This window comes from Microcoleus sp. Pol7_B2 (genome assembly GCF_036701035.1).
Classification (GTDB): domain Bacteria; phylum Cyanobacteriota; class Cyanobacteriia; order Cyanobacteriales; family Microcoleaceae; genus Microcoleus.
The window spans coordinates 1-13,460 of record NZ_JAUBQB010000020.1 but is presented as its reverse complement, the minus strand read 5'-3'; the positions used below and the strand labels follow the sequence as shown (position 1 = coordinate 13,460).

Genomic DNA, 13,460 nt, shown 5'->3' with positions numbered 1-13,460 from the left:
AAACTCTAATCTTTCTCCAGTATCAACCCTACTATCTCAGTGTGGTTCAGTGGTCGGTATCCTCACTTTTACTGTCTCATGTATAGCATTTATTGTCGTACTACAGCGGTTAGAAGAAATTGAACAACGCTTGAAGCGAATTGAGCCTAAAATAGACTTGAGTTTTTATGCTCCAATCAAGTGGGAACAATTGTGATATCCCATTTAGGCAGGATTTCGGAGCGATGCCAGAACCCGAGGTACTCTTCTAGTTCCTGAGATGAAACCTTAATCCCCTTTTCATAGGTCGTTTCTAGCAAATGTACAATTGGTTTGAGTTTCTTCCACGTCATATTTGCAGCCGAGTTGACCGAGTAAGGCAAACGAGAACTGTCTGCCACTGAGTATCACAGTCATCTGCTGGGATTGGTTCTAAACTTCTAGCTTTGCCGCCTCTGGATAAATTACCAATCTTGACTTTGGCTTTACTATTTCCCAACCAGTCTATAAATTGAAGTGATTGATTTGATAAAAAAGAACATTTGCTCTTATGAGTGGAGCTTGACTAAAGTAAAGGCATCAAAGAAAAACGCCAGCGAACATTAAGCAGTCAGCTTCAACTAGACATTCACCCGTGAGGTTTGCCATGAAATCCACTTTATCCAACAGCGTTAACGCAAAAATGAAAACCCCCAGCCATCAAAGACCTTTACAGCTTACGCCTCAAAAACCAGAGGAAAAAACCTTAACTCGCGGACAGCAGTTAGCAGATACCCTAGCAGCGAAAGTGGGTTCGTGGCCCTTTTTGATTGGACAGACAGTAATCCTCGCCGGGTGGGTGGGCGCGAACCTGACACCGGGCATTCCTCACTGGGATCAGCAGCCCTTCATCCTCCTCAACTTAGTATTCTCCTTTGCCTCTGCTTACACTGCACCGATTGTGTTAATGAGTCAAAACCGCCAGTCGGATGCCGAACGCGAACAAAACCTCTACAATCATCAAGTTAATCTCAAAGCTGCTCACGATGTGGTACTGCTGCACGAAAAGCTCGATCGATTAAGCCACCACATTCCTGACTTAATGGAAAAGCTCAATCAGCAACAGCAATCTGTCAGTCCCATCAAAGAGATGGTGATGCCAGCCCCCGTTAAGGCAATTACCGAAGTTAATGAAGCAGCTAAGCCGTCTGTTTCTGAGCAGAAGCAGAAGGCTGAGGTTCCCATACTACTTCCCCAAGTATTTAAATCGAACTTTTACTCATCAAAATATGCAGAAGTGATGCCAATTTCACTTCCAACTCAAAAGCCATCAACACATTCGGTATCCGCGTTAAGCTATTTCAAGCTGTGACAAGCGACGTTACTAACCAGTGAATGAGAGCATCAGTCTCGCCAATCTGTTAAGTAACAGTTTTAACCTAAAAAACCTATAAATCAATTAATCTCAGGCATTCTTTCAGCCATACTAGCATCACAATCTAGGCAGTTAGATATGAACCCCTTCATTACCGCTATTTCCACAGGTATTACAGCTTTCGCCGCCACAAATTTAGATGATATTGTCATCTTGCTGCTGTTTTTCTCCCAAGTCAATGCTGTTTTTAGACGGCAACACATTGTTACAGGACAATATCTTGGGTTCGCAGCACTGGTGCTGCTTAGTCTTCCTAGCTTCTTTGGCTGTATGATGGTGCCGCGCCCTTGGGTGGGGATGTTGGGGTTAGTACCAATTGCCATTGGAGTCAGCCGCCTGCTAAATAGAGATACAGAGGCTGATGATGAAAATACTGCTACAGATTCGCCTCAATCCACTATCTTTGCTAGTCTTTTATCGCCACAAACTTATAGCGTAGCTGCGGTGACATTTGCTAATGGAGGTGATAATGTGGGGATTTATGTCCCGTTGTTTGCCAACTGCACTTGGGATAGCCTGCTAGTGATTCTGAGCGTCTTTTTCTTGCTAGTGGGTGTCTGGTGTTATGTGGCGTATCAACTAACTCGCATGAGCGCGATCGCGACCCTACTTGTCCGCTACGGTAATTCCCTTGTTCCCTTCGTTTTAATGGGTCTGGGTACGCTGATCCTGCTCGATAGCCATACTCTAGAGAATCGCGGTTTAACGGTAGTTACTTTAGCTATCAGTTGCTTGTGGCTGCTGATATTGCTTAAAGACAGTTATCAATCGTTAGAGACTGCACCTAAAGTCGAAAAAATTTAGGCAAGCTAGAGTTCAAGTTTCCGCCACTTTGCTGAAGTTGAAAAATAATTTATAACTTCAGCAAAGTGGAGGGGTTTTCTAAGAACAAACTCTGATTTATTACACAAAGGACAACAAAAATGAGCAAGTTTTTCAAACTAATTCTGGTGGCTTTAGTGCTTTTCGTAAACTTAGCTGTAGCTCAGCCTTCTTGGGCCGGCAAAGATTTCACAAAGGGGGCTGACTATGCGGAAGTAACACAGGAATTGAATCAACTTTTGTCAGCTCAGAGCGATCCTTCGACTGCGGGTTATACGCCTGAACAGTACCAACAGCGGTTGGCCGAATTGCAAATGCAGAAGTACGTGATCGAAACTGCTAAAAAGCGGGCTCAGTGTCGTAATGCAACCGGGCAAACGCTGGCAGTTTATGCGAATAAGCCGAAAAAATCGCCGACGCAACTTTATTTCCTAGCAGCCGGTGAGATTACAGATGATGATTGGGATTGCGATGGTATTTACTTGCCAGCAGGGGTTCAAGCTACTTTAGGCCCGGCGACTCAGCCACTTTCTTTGGCTGAACCGGTTGCTATTAAGGTTGTAGATGGTACGCCGCTAATTGCTACAACGAGTGCAGCAACGGGCGGTATTCAATTGAATGTTGCCCCTGCTAAAGTTTTTAAAGCGGGTGAGACAACTTGGACCCTGCCCTCGTTTTCTCAGGCCCAGATTAATGCACAAGTTCCTACGCCGGAACTGATTGATTAATCCTTCTTTAGGAACGGTTAATAGTTGGGGACTTGGGAAAAAATAAAGTCCCAGGCAGAATAGAGGAGAGGCAATGCCACCATTGGCGATTGTCTCTCCTTTTTAGATGGCAAAAAAGCCAGAAGATGCTGAGTGATGCAATATGATGTACATCATTCGATCCAACTCCTTAGAGTTAGTCTCGGACAATAGAGTCATTTATAAAGTTGTATTTCCTTAAAGATTACGATTAGGAGGTTTTTTCAATGAAATGGCTAGTTTTACTAGATGTTAAAAAGTCGGATTTTGACAATTTGTCGAACTTGCTGCGTTCATCAGATGAGTTGAGCTTAATGGCAGAGAATGGTGAATATTACCTAACTTCTTCGCGCTGGGAATCACTAACAAAGCCGTCTGATGTACTTTTTGAAGCTACTAAACTTCTTCAAGTTATAAGTGCTGTTGCAATGATTCAGTTTACAGATTTTCCACGTCTTAAGCCTCATATCATCTGGGAAGTTGACGAAGAAGGTAAGCGTCAGAGGTGGGTTGCGCTTTCAGCCACAATTAGCGTGGATTCAAGTTCTTTTTCTATCCAACTAGAAAGCGGTCAAGATATAATCCGTAATTTAGAGTTTGAATCCTGGAGGAAGCTGGCAGAAGAAGACGAGATAGTTAAAAATGTTTTCAGACAAATTACGGACTTTGAACATAACTGGATTAATCTTTACAAAGTTTATGAAATTGTCAATAAAGAAAGCTGCTGGTAAAAAAAAGATTGAACAGTGGATAACTAAAGATAAGATTAGCCAATTCACGCATACTGCTAATAGTCAAAGCGCAATTGGTGATGATGCACGGCATGGTGTCGATAAGCACGCTCCACCAAAAGAACCTATGTCACTATACGAAGCAGATGCTTTAATTATGACTCTGCTACAAAAATGGCTTCAGTGGAAGTGCGAACAACAAAACTAGAAGAGTAAAGTACGACACAGATTAAGAAACGAAAGTCGGGCTCAAGGCTGATTAATTCTTTGTGGATTCGCCTGCCCAATCTGTGCCGTACTTACATCACAACAAATCTTTCAATTTCTCATCTTCTCCCAACACTTTAATCACCTGTTTAATCTCCTGCGTCCGGTCCTTTTTCACTATCAAAGTTACGTTGCCATCTCTGACAACTACCACATCCTCTAAACCAATGGTGACAATCACCTCGTTTTCATCCGCTGCATAGAAAATGCCGCCTTTGGTGTCAATCCCGACGTGTTTTGCTAACTCGACATTCGGTTTGTCTCCTTGCAGCAAACGGCCGATCGCATTCCAATCACCCAAATCGTCCCAGCTAAAGCCTACAGGCAGAACACAGGCTTTTTGCGTCTTTTCCATCAGTGCGTAATCGATGCTTATTTTGGCTAATTCCGAGTAAGCCTGTGCGCCTTTTGCTTCCAAAGCAGCCATCATTTCCGGTACATGATTTCGCAATTCTGTCAAGACTGTTCCGACTCGAAATACAAAAATGCCGCCGTTCCAACTAAACTTGCCGCTGGCGACAAATTCTTCAGCAGTGGTGCGATCGGGCTTTTCCGTAAACCTCGCCACCCGATAAGCCGGAAAACCCCCAAAACTGCCAATTTCCTCGCCTTGTTCGATGTAGCCGTAACCAGTCGAAGCATAACTCGGTTTTACTCCCAAAGTGGCGATCGCATCCTGATTTTTCGCCAACTCTGCCGCCGCTTCCAAAGTCTTGATAAACTCCTGTGGTTCCCCAATCCAGTGATCCGCCGGGAAAAAACCAACAACCGCATCCTCACCGTAACGCTTCGCAGTTTCTATAGCAGTCCAGGCCACCGCTGGCGCAGTATCGCGGCCCTCCGGTTCCGCCAGCAAATTCTCCGGTGGTAACAGTGGCAACTGTTCGCGAACCCCCGCAGCCAACATTTCCGACGTTACCACCCACAAATCGTCCCAACCGTTACCTAATTCCAAAAGTCTTTCCGCAGTAGCCTGCAGCAAACTCTTGCCGCTACCGTCGAGACTCAAAAACTGCTTGGGCCGCTGCTTGCGGCTCAGCGGCCAAAAACGTTCGCCTTTACCACCGGCCAGAATCACAGGAATTAAGGTTCTACTCATTGTTTAAAGTTTAAATAGTTCACGTCCATTTTGCCCTGATACCCGAGATGGTGTTTGTAAAGAATTACTGAGGCACAATGATGATTCACTGTTGACTGTTGACTGTATCACCCTAAATGTAGGGCGCGCATTGCGTACCTTACCCAATATAAAACAACAAAACTCTCGTTAAGGAATCCTTGAAAATTGCTATAGCGACTAGCAATTACCATTACCTATTACTTCGACAATTCGATATTGAGTTCGTTCACGACACGGCGTTTGAGCGGGATAGATTTTTCTCTGGGAAGCAAGTCAAATACTTTCCGAAAAGCATCATCTACCTGTTCAAATGGTATTTGTCCTTTCTCATTAAAAACTACTTTACCCGATTGGTCTAGGATGACAGTTTGAGGTACGAAACCTTCGTAATAATGGCTCGGTTCGGTGATTTCTGGTGACGGTTGTGGAGGCAAAGAGTCAATTGTTATGGGCATAAAATCGGCTTCGCGGCCGTAAAATTCCTGGAGTTGAGAGACGACTATCGCGTATTGCTTGGAGTCGCTGCTGTCATCAGTATAAAAAACTAACAGTACGGGTTTATGGCGTTTGAAAGAATCTGCAATCTTGACTTTAGGAGGAACTAGGGAACCGTTGCCGGCGTAGAGGGCAAAGATTGTACCGTCAAAGCGATCGTCGGTAAGAGTTGCTAAAGCTGGCGCCGTGCCGCTTAGCAGTATGAAGCTAAGTGTGAGCGCTACTGTTACAAGACTGGCTGACAAGATTCGCCTCAGCCAGCGGATGCCAGAAGCAGCAGTAACAATTGAATTTTTGTTCTCAGGAAATATCATAGGTTGTGGGCAGTTGCTGTAACGAAAGCGAAATCAGATGCAAAAACTTTCCTAAGTCTATCAGCAAAATGTAGGCAAAGGTTGTTGAATAGGTTAAAGTAGTTTCGGCTCGATGATCATAAATTGCTGATACTTGCGATCGACAAGGCGATTCTACAGCCCGAAGATCACTATTTGCGATCATCGACTTTTCAGGGGCGGACAGTTCCAGTCCGCGCCACAATAAAATTTATTTGTGGTGGGGTGGGCTTCTAGCTTCCCAGAAGGCTGCATGATCTTAAATTAAACTGATTACTAGAAACTGACAACTGGGAATTCACAACTAATGATAGCTTTGCTTGACGCACTCCTCGCCCAAACGCCCGCTGCTGAGGTTTCCGGGCCTGCTAACATCAATCTGGTGCAGGCGATTGTTTTAGGAATTATACAAGGATTAACAGAGTTTTTGCCCATCAGCAGCAGCGCTCATTTGAAGGTAGTGCCGATCGCCCTGGGATGGGGCGATCCGGGGGTTGCTTATACTGCTGTAATTCAGTTGGGCAGTATTGTCGCAGTGCTTTGGTATTTCTGGAAAGACTTGACAACTATAACTTTGGGTGCTGTAGATGCTGTGGTGCGGCGCGACTACAAATCGCAAGAGTTTCAACTGGCGCTGGGATTTGTTTTGGGAACAATACCTCTAGCCTTTTTTGGGCTGCTAATCAAGGCATTGGTTCCAGGTTTTGACAAGTCGCCGCTCAGGAGTTTGGCCAGCATCGCCATTGCTTCGATAGTCATGTCGCTACTTTTAGCAACAGCAGAAAAAATTGGCAAGCGCAATCGCACTTTTGAAAAGTTAACTGTTCAAGACGGTATTTTGATGGGATTAGCTCAAGCAATCGCATTGATTCCGGGGTGTTCGCGATCGGGTTCCACTCTAACAGCAGGATTGTTCATGGGATTGGAAAGACCTGCCGCCGCGCGGTTTTCTTTTTTATTGGGAATTCCCGCGATTACTCTGGCTGGATTAGTGGAATTAAAGGGTGATTTGGCACAAGGAATCGGCGATGCTGGAGTTGCAGCTTTGATAGTGGGAACGATTTCGGCATTTGTGTTTTCTTATTTGTCGATCGCCTGGCTAATGAAGTTCCTGCAAACTCAAAAGACGTGGATATTTGTATTGTATCGGCTAGCTTTTGGCGTAGCCATTTTAACGGCGCTCGCAGGTGGGGCAGTGCGAAATATATAAAATAGGACTGACTTGAACCTAATTATAGCCCTTCTCAAGGGCGGTGAGTTATGTCCGGTAATGGGTAAGAAAGCAATCGCTCGCCCTCGCACCTTACTCACACTTTTTTGCCCTATATATGCCGTAAGAGCTGCAACTTGACAAGCATGAGAGTTTAAGGCTTTGACAAAGGGATATTCAGCTCTCAACGCTGTATTGTGACGATACATATCTTTTTGTTCCACACCTCGGTTGCCCATCCAAAAACGGACACATTTGTTGCGGACAAACTGAGCGGTTTTAATCGCTTCGTCTGCAGCAGCGTATTGAGTTGTTTTTGCCTTAGCCTTAAACTCTAAAAGTATCATTGACGTGGAAAAACTTTACGTAATTATTGTAGTATAGAAAAGCCGTCAAGCTAAGGATGGGGCTTGTATCCTATTAATTTCGGTAACGCTAAAAGGAGAGTGGCTGTGAAAAAAGTAGCAGTATTTGGCAACGCTGGAGGCGGTAAATCAACTCTCAGCAAGAGATTATCCGACATCACTGGGTTGCCGCTTTACGTCTTGGACAAGATTAAATATCGATCGGGCGGCGTTGAGGTGTCACAGGAACACTAGAAGCGCGCCCATCAGGAAATTTGGCAGACTGACAGATGGATTATTGACGGGTTTGGTTGCATGGAAACCGTCTGGCTGCGACTTGATGAGGCGGATACTCTGGTTTATGTCGATCTACCGCTATACGTGCATTTCTGGTGGGTGACTAAACGAATGATCTCGGCTTACTTTAATCCGCCCGAAGGCTGGCCAGAAAATAGTCCAATATTCAAGGGTTCGATGATCGGTTACCGCGTGCTTTGGTTGTCTCACAAATATTTAACTCCAATGATATCGCCAATATATCGATCGGGCGCGAAGTAGCAAAAGTGTTTATCACATCATATCTACTGAACAGATTTCGCAATTTTTTGAGTCTATTGAAAATGAGACCAAGATTAAAGATGGTGAACTGATATAATCAACTTAATGACTCAGTTACGGTTCACATTAATACGATTAATTTATGGAACCCACACTGGAAGCTAAGTTGTGATGCCGATCGAGAGATGGCTGCAACTACCCGCCAAGCTGTACAGGAAAAAATTGCAGGCGATCGCACGTTAATGTTGGCCTATCATTTTCTGTATCCGGGTATCGGACATTTGCGCGCGCGAGCCATAGGGGTGGAGTTGAGTGACAAGCTGTCAACTGGTAGTTTGAAAGTTAATTCTACTTGCGGAAGTCATGCAAAGGTTATCTGCCGCTACTAACCTTTGCCTTTAGACAGTTTCATTGTAATCTATAATCGAGCAGTAAATTATTGCTAAGAAATGCTGTAGATCGACGATAAAAATTTATGCAGCAACAGAATTGGCAACCACCAGAATATATCCAACTCAAGGGTCAATTTGTCACCCTGAAGCCCCTCGTTCCAACAAGAGATGTAGGTGAACTCTATTCGATCTCGCATGGCACTCCTGAAAAGCAAGCGGTGTGGAACTATCTGTTCTATGGTCCGTTTGAAAGTCCCTCTGCCATGCAATACTGGATGGAAAGAGAAATGATTGGTAAGTCAGATCCTTTGACTTGGACAGTCTTTGAAAACTCCAGTAATACTCAAGTGGGGATTGTCGCATTACTAGCGATCGTTCCCAATCACAGTCGAGCAGAAATCGGTCATGTGTGGTTTAGCCCTGCTGTACATAAAAGTAAAGTTAATACAGAGTCACAGTTTTTATTACTTCAGCATCTTTTTGACGGCCATTCATACCGTAGAGTTGAGTGGAAATGCGATGCACTTAATCATGCTAGCCGAACTACGGCCGCCAGAATGGGATTTCTCTATGAAGGGCGTTTCCGACAACATATGATTGTTCGTGGCAGAAATAGGGATACTGATTGGTTTGCAATGACAGACAAGGAGTGGGGACGCTGTAAAGTGAATTTTGAAAAGTGGCTTTACTCAAACGAAAAACTCTCGTTGATGGAACTCAACAATGGCTGAGGTTAACTTGGAATTATGATGAGGATTTTTGGCACTATAATATATAGCAGTTTTCAGCTATTGGTACAAAGAAACCGGGTTTCTGGGGTGTGCTTCATAAACTTGGAATCTGTTATATGCTACACCAACTATCACGATTCGGCTTTCGCCGACGCTAAGCGATGTCTACCGAAACATTAGTTAACTGGCTCGAAGAGAGTACCGAATTAGGCATATTATCCCGCGAGATTTTACAGGCGATCGCGGGTGAAATGGAAATGGCAACTTTTCCCGCCGGATTTCGAGTGGTAATTGAGGATACGCCTATCACTAATCTCTATATTTTAGAACGGGGACAAGCCGATCGCTACCGCAGCAAACAACCGGGATTAATGTGGGCGAGTAGTTTGTTGCCGGGGGCGATCGTGAATTTATCTGCCCTCCAGCGATCGCAACCTGCAGATAGCCGAATTATAACTCGGACAGAATGTCAATTTTGGGTAATTAGTGCCGATCGCTGGCGTGGTTTGCTAGAAAGATATCCACGGATCGCCGAAGCCTACGCTCAACGTTTGGCGACGAAATTAGAGCAGCTAGAAGCAGAAATTGCCTACGAACGAGAGCGTCAAAATGCCCTCCGCAGCTATCTAGTACCTAGGGCGAAACGGGGAGTCATTGGCAATAGTCGTTATGCAGTGAAATTGCGCCAACAAATTCGCACGGCATCGAGTGACAGCCGATCGGTATTAATCTCTGGCGAACCTGGTTTAGAAAAGGATAATTTAGCTGCTTTAATTCATTTCGGTTCCCATCGCCGCAACGAGCCAATTATTCAAATTAAAAGTGCTTTACTTCAGGCTAATGGAGCGGAATTATTCGGGCGGTTAGGCGGCAAACCGGGGCTGTTGGAATGGTTGGGGGAAGGGACGTTAATTTTAAATGACGTGCAAGAATTACCCGCTCAATTATGCCCCCAAATTCAGCAATTATTAACCGATGGAACCTACAGGCTAGTTGTCAAGGAAGGACAAATACCACCACCACCGCGTTCTAGTAATGCCCGGATAATTTTAATCTCAGAAATTGTGCAGCCCAAGCTAGATAAGCTGACACAACACAAGATTAAAGTCCCATCCTTGCGGGTGCGAAAAGCAGATTTAGAAGCACAGGTTAACTATTATCTCAATATCATTGGTCGCAAAAAAAAATTAGTCAAGCCCCAAGTTACACCGGAAGCAATTCGCCGCTTACAAGCCTACGATTTTCCAGGGAATTTGCAGGAATTGCAGGGAATGGTCGATCGCGCTTTAGTTCAAGCACAGGGGAGTCAGGTATTAACGGAAGAAGTGTTTTGGGCCCAGGCAGCGAAGAAACAAAAGTTTCGGCTGAATTTATTAAATATTTATCCAAAATTACGGCAATTTTTACGGAGCGATTGGTATCCCGATCGCGTAAATTATTGGTTTACCACCTGGGTGTTTGCATTGGTGGTAATTATCCTGTTTGTTGCTCCCCAAGATCGACAACATAATTTTGCCCTAAATATCTTTTGGGCGTGGTGGTGGCCGTTAATTTTATTATTATTCCCCATCATCGGGCGATTGTGGTGTGCTTTTTGCCCTTTTATGATTTATGGGGAAATCGTCCAAAAACTATCCCTGAAAATTTTCCCTCGAACTCTCAATAAATGGCCGCGCCAACAAGCCGAGAAATGGGGTGGCTGGCTTCTATTTGGACTATTTACTCTGATATTTCTGTGGGAAGAGTTGTGGAATTTAGAAAATACCGCCTATTTATCCAGTTGTTTGTTGTTGCTCATCACCGCCGGGGCGGTAATTTTTTCCCTAATCTTCGAGAGGCGATTTTGGTGTCGTTATTTATGTCCGATCGGGGGAATGAATGGATTATTTGCTAAACTCTCAATTATCGAACTTCGCGCCCAACAAGGAACCTGCGCGGCGGAATGCAGCACCTACCAATGTTACAAAGGCGGCCCCGGCTTGGGGGAAGGATTAACTACTAATGGCTGTCCGATTTATTCCCATCCCGCCCAATTAACCGATAATAAAGATTGCGTGTTGTGCATGACTTGCTTGAAAGCTTGTCCGCATCGATCGGTAGAATTAAATCTGCGCCCTCCCGGCATTGAATTATGGACTACCCACGTTCCTCACAGTTATGAAGTTGCCCTGTTATTTCTATTATTAGGCGGTATTTATCTGCATCGCTTGCCGGAGATAAATAGTTGGTTGGGGCTGGGCATCAATTTAGAGCAATTTTTACCTCATTTAGGGCTGTCGATCGCAGTGTTAATTATCCCGCCGATGATTCCCCTAATTGCCTACGCAATCATGCAGGCAATTTATCGATTGGGACAAGCAGAAACCATGCCATTTACAACCTACAAACCCCTCTCATTTGTCTCTCTCGCCTACGGTTATTTACCGCTGGTCTGGGGCGGGAGTTTGGCTCACTATTGGCGATTGGGTTTGCAGGAAGGCGGTCGAGTGATTCCCGTAACTTTTGCCACTTTCGGACAAATTAGAGATGATTTACCGAGTTTTATTGGCGATCCAGCAGTGATTAGTTTTTTGCAAGGTTTCACTTTGATTGTATCATTGTTAGTTACAATATTTGTGACTCAAAAAATTGCCAAGCGCTCAATTAAATCTTTGATTCCACAACATTTAGCGAGTTTGTGCCTGATGGTGAGTTTGTGGTATGCGATCGTGGGTAGCTAAAAGGGACATTTACCTGTTCTCCGAAGGCGATTAAACATTAACTATCAATTATCAACTTTGTACAGATCGTAAAATCCAATTGGTAGCATCTGGCACGCCATCTTCTTCCATTATCTTCCTTCTTCGATCCACCACTTATAAAGTGTCGAATTTCTTTCAGCCGTTATAACTCGGAGTTTTTGACCGTCGGCTGCGCTAAAAATAAAGCTACAAAATCCCAAACCCGTACCCCTACAGGCTTGCAATTCTGGATACCCAGATCGATCGACACGATCGCGATCGGAGGGCGATAAATAAGAGTCGGAAACTGGTTGCCACCCAGCATTAATTAAAGCTTGTCTCACCTCGGCATAGGGATTATCCTGACGCAACATTGGTAGGGGTTGAGAGAGTTGAATTTTTGCCGGTTTTACCTCCTAAGAGACGATCGAGGGTTGTTTTTCTGCGCTATTATTGGTAGTTGTAATGGTTAAAGTTTTCCCATCTGCTGTGACAAACTGAAAATGACACAATCCCCGTGCCGTTTCCGGACAAGCGACAAGTTCTGCAAACCAAAATTTGCTGATAATATATTTCTCGATCGAATTTAAGGCTGCAATCCGACCGGGGGAGTAATCATTGTAAGCAGCTTGCCACCCCGCATCTTGTAAAGCTGCCCTAGCTTGCGCATAGGACATATTTTTTGCTAGAGTAGGTAGCTCTTGTGCCGAAACAGAAATGCAACTGCAAACGATCGATTCAATGGATAGGGCGATCGCACCCAAGAGAAGGTGATGCCCGCCAAGAGACCTGCGTTTCATTGAATTTTATCAGCTAAAAAATCCACACCTGTTATAGCAAATGTTCTACAGTTAGTTTCCGGATTTGAAAGTAGTTAGCGATATGAACTTTAGTAGTATTGTAGCATTATTCTGTGCGATGACCGTCTTGGCTGCTATTCCCAGCATCAGCGTATTGGCTGTTTCCACTCGATCGGCCGCATTTGGATTTATTCACGGTGTTTTTACAACCCTAGGAATAGTAGTTGGTGACATCATTTTCATCCTGATAGCCATTTTAGGTTTATCGCTGCTTGCGGAAAAGATGGGAAACCTATTTTTTCTCATCAAATATCTCGGCGGGGCTTATCTCATTTGGTTGGGAATAGGTTTGTGCAGGTCAAAATTGCAGGATGTAGAAGCGGCGGAAGTTGTTAAATCCTCTTGGCTGTCCAGTTTTTTAACGGGACTGTTTATTACATTAGGCGACCAAAAAGCAACTCTCTTTTATCTCGGTTTTTTTCCAGCATTTCTCGATCTTTCCAAAATATCTTATTTTGATACTGCCATCATCATTGCAATTGCGATAATATCCGTAGGTGGTGTAAAAATGGGTTACGCACTCGCGGCCGATCGAGCTAGATTGCTGATTAGTTCTAACATCAGGAAAGGCATCAACATTGCTGCTGGCTGCGTCACGATCGCGGTGGGAATATTTTTGATAGCAAAAGCTTAGTCCTTCGGTCGAAAATGTTTAACCATATCCAATACGGTTCAGTTAAGGCTCAAACCCTGGTAAATTAGGTATTGTTTCCAAAAATGGAGAGTAAGTTAGCGTGCA

General features: G+C 44.4%; 16 protein-coding genes. 12 read left to right on the top strand and 4 right to left on the bottom strand.

Features of this window, described 5'->3' with window-relative positions; genetic code table 11:
* Positions 1–625: 625 nt before the first annotated feature.
* The 5 genes from QUA57_RS10535 to QUA57_RS10515 all read left to right on the top strand — a co-directional run bounded on the left by QUA57_RS10535 (position 626) and on the right by QUA57_RS10515 (position 3,900).
* Positions 626–1,330, top strand: coding sequence for a DUF1003 domain-containing protein (locus QUA57_RS10535; protein WP_333060748.1), 705 nt, complete (start codon positions 626–628; stop codon positions 1,328–1,330).
* 141 nt (positions 1,331–1,471) lie between these two features.
* Positions 1,472–2,197: a cadmium resistance transporter gene (locus tag QUA57_RS10530; RefSeq protein ID WP_333060747.1), complete on the top strand. Its 726-nt coding sequence runs from the start codon at positions 1,472–1,474 to the stop codon at positions 2,195–2,197.
* A 119-nt stretch (positions 2,198–2,316) separates the two neighbouring features.
* Complete coding sequence (locus tag QUA57_RS10525; RefSeq protein ID WP_333060745.1) at positions 2,317–2,943, top strand: hypothetical protein; 627 nt, start codon at positions 2,317–2,319, stop codon at positions 2,941–2,943.
* 245 nt (positions 2,944–3,188) lie between these two features.
* On the top strand, positions 3,189–3,692 hold the full coding sequence (locus QUA57_RS10520; protein ID WP_333060744.1) for a hypothetical protein: 504 nt from the start codon (positions 3,189–3,191) through the stop codon (positions 3,690–3,692).
* Positions 3,661–3,900, top strand: coding sequence for a hypothetical protein (locus QUA57_RS10515; protein ID WP_333060743.1), 240 nt, complete (start codon positions 3,661–3,663; stop codon positions 3,898–3,900). The genes QUA57_RS10520 and QUA57_RS10515 overlap by 32 nt, the downstream gene beginning before the upstream one ends.
* Positions 3,901–3,996: 96 nt before the next feature.
* Here QUA57_RS10515 and QUA57_RS10510 read toward each other — a convergent pair whose 3' ends face one another.
* Both QUA57_RS10510 and QUA57_RS10505 read right to left on the bottom strand, forming a co-directional pair.
* Complete coding sequence (locus tag QUA57_RS10510) at positions 3,997–5,058, bottom strand: mannose-1-phosphate guanylyltransferase (protein ID WP_333060741.1); 1,062 nt, start codon at positions 5,056–5,058, stop codon at positions 3,997–3,999.
* A gap of 218 nt (positions 5,059–5,276) precedes the next feature.
* Complete coding sequence (locus QUA57_RS10505; protein ID WP_333060738.1) at positions 5,277–5,888, bottom strand: thylakoid membrane photosystem I accumulation factor; 612 nt, start codon at positions 5,886–5,888, stop codon at positions 5,277–5,279.
* A gap of 325 nt (positions 5,889–6,213) precedes the next feature.
* On the opposite strand from QUA57_RS10505, the gene QUA57_RS10500 reads away from it, so the two are divergent.
* The 6 genes from QUA57_RS10500 (at position 6,214) to QUA57_RS10475 (ending at position 11,861) form a co-directional block, all read left to right on the top strand.
* Positions 6,214–7,116 carry an undecaprenyl-diphosphate phosphatase gene (locus QUA57_RS10500; protein ID WP_333060737.1) on the top strand — a complete coding sequence of 301 codons (903 nt, stop codon included), beginning with the start codon at positions 6,214–6,216 and terminating at the stop codon, positions 7,114–7,116.
* A 452-nt stretch (positions 7,117–7,568) separates the two neighbouring features.
* Positions 7,569–7,715, top strand: a complete 147-nt coding sequence (locus QUA57_RS10495) for a hypothetical protein (protein ID WP_333060736.1) — start codon at positions 7,569–7,571, stop codon at positions 7,713–7,715.
* A 60-nt stretch (positions 7,716–7,775) separates the two neighbouring features.
* On the top strand, positions 7,776–8,018 hold the full coding sequence (locus QUA57_RS10490) for a hypothetical protein (protein ID WP_333060734.1): 243 nt from the start codon (positions 7,776–7,778) through the stop codon (positions 8,016–8,018).
* 185 nt (positions 8,019–8,203) lie between these two features.
* Entirely contained in the window at positions 8,204–8,407 is a 204-nt protein-coding gene (locus QUA57_RS10485; RefSeq protein WP_333060732.1) for a hypothetical protein, read from the top strand.
* An 86-nt stretch (positions 8,408–8,493) separates the two neighbouring features.
* Complete coding sequence (locus QUA57_RS10480) at positions 8,494–9,141, top strand: GNAT family protein (RefSeq protein WP_333060730.1); 648 nt, start codon at positions 8,494–8,496, stop codon at positions 9,139–9,141.
* 161 nt (positions 9,142–9,302) lie between these two features.
* Complete coding sequence (locus QUA57_RS10475) at positions 9,303–11,861, top strand: sigma 54-interacting transcriptional regulator (protein ID WP_333060729.1); 2,559 nt, start codon at positions 9,303–9,305, stop codon at positions 11,859–11,861.
* Between the two features lie 110 nt (positions 11,862–11,971).
* Here QUA57_RS10475 and QUA57_RS10470 read toward each other — a convergent pair whose 3' ends face one another.
* Positions 11,972–12,235, bottom strand: coding sequence for a hypothetical protein (locus QUA57_RS10470; RefSeq protein ID WP_333060727.1), 264 nt, complete (start codon positions 12,233–12,235; stop codon positions 11,972–11,974).
* A 42-nt stretch (positions 12,236–12,277) separates the two neighbouring features.
* Entirely contained in the window at positions 12,278–12,661 is a 384-nt protein-coding gene (locus tag QUA57_RS10465) for a hypothetical protein (protein WP_333060725.1), read from the bottom strand.
* An 82-nt stretch (positions 12,662–12,743) separates the two neighbouring features.
* Between QUA57_RS10465 and QUA57_RS10460 the strand changes: the two genes are divergently transcribed.
* A complete protein-coding gene (locus QUA57_RS10460; protein WP_333060723.1) occupies positions 12,744–13,355 on the top strand; it encodes a LysE family translocator in 612 nt (203 codons plus the stop codon).
* Positions 13,356–13,460: the final 105 nt, after the last annotated feature.

Excerpts from the sequence above, each read along its gene's own strand:
- QUA57_RS10535 (WP_333060748.1), top strand. The coding sequence starts at position 626 with ATGAAATCCACTTTATCCAACAGCGTTAACGCAAAAATGAAAACCCCC.
- QUA57_RS10530 (WP_333060747.1), top strand. The coding sequence starts at position 1,472 with ATGAACCCCTTCATTACCGCTATTTCCACAGGTATTACAGCTTTCGCC.
- QUA57_RS10525 (WP_333060745.1), top strand. The coding sequence starts at position 2,317 with ATGAGCAAGTTTTTCAAACTAATTCTGGTGGCTTTAGTGCTTTTCGTA.
- QUA57_RS10520 (WP_333060744.1), top strand. The coding sequence starts at position 3,189 with ATGAAATGGCTAGTTTTACTAGATGTTAAAAAGTCGGATTTTGACAAT.
- QUA57_RS10515 (WP_333060743.1), top strand. The coding sequence starts at position 3,661 with ATGAAATTGTCAATAAAGAAAGCTGCTGGTAAAAAAAAGATTGAACAG.
- QUA57_RS10510 (WP_333060741.1), bottom strand. The coding sequence starts at position 5,058 with ATGAGTAGAACCTTAATTCCTGTGATTCTGGCCGGTGGTAAAGGCGAA.
- QUA57_RS10505 (WP_333060738.1), bottom strand. The coding sequence starts at position 5,888 with ATGATATTTCCTGAGAACAAAAATTCAATTGTTACTGCTGCTTCTGGC.
- QUA57_RS10500 (WP_333060737.1), top strand. The coding sequence starts at position 6,214 with ATGATAGCTTTGCTTGACGCACTCCTCGCCCAAACGCCCGCTGCTGAG.
- QUA57_RS10490 (WP_333060734.1), top strand. The coding sequence starts at position 7,776 with ATGGAAACCGTCTGGCTGCGACTTGATGAGGCGGATACTCTGGTTTAT.
- QUA57_RS10485 (WP_333060732.1), top strand. The coding sequence starts at position 8,204 with ATGGCTGCAACTACCCGCCAAGCTGTACAGGAAAAAATTGCAGGCGAT.
- QUA57_RS10480 (WP_333060730.1), top strand. The coding sequence starts at position 8,494 with ATGCAGCAACAGAATTGGCAACCACCAGAATATATCCAACTCAAGGGT.
- QUA57_RS10475 (WP_333060729.1), top strand. The coding sequence starts at position 9,303 with ATGTCTACCGAAACATTAGTTAACTGGCTCGAAGAGAGTACCGAATTA.
- QUA57_RS10470 (WP_333060727.1), bottom strand. The coding sequence starts at position 12,235 with ATGTTGCGTCAGGATAATCCCTATGCCGAGGTGAGACAAGCTTTAATT.
- QUA57_RS10465 (WP_333060725.1), bottom strand. The coding sequence starts at position 12,661 with ATGAAACGCAGGTCTCTTGGCGGGCATCACCTTCTCTTGGGTGCGATC.
- QUA57_RS10460 (WP_333060723.1), top strand. The coding sequence starts at position 12,744 with ATGAACTTTAGTAGTATTGTAGCATTATTCTGTGCGATGACCGTCTTG.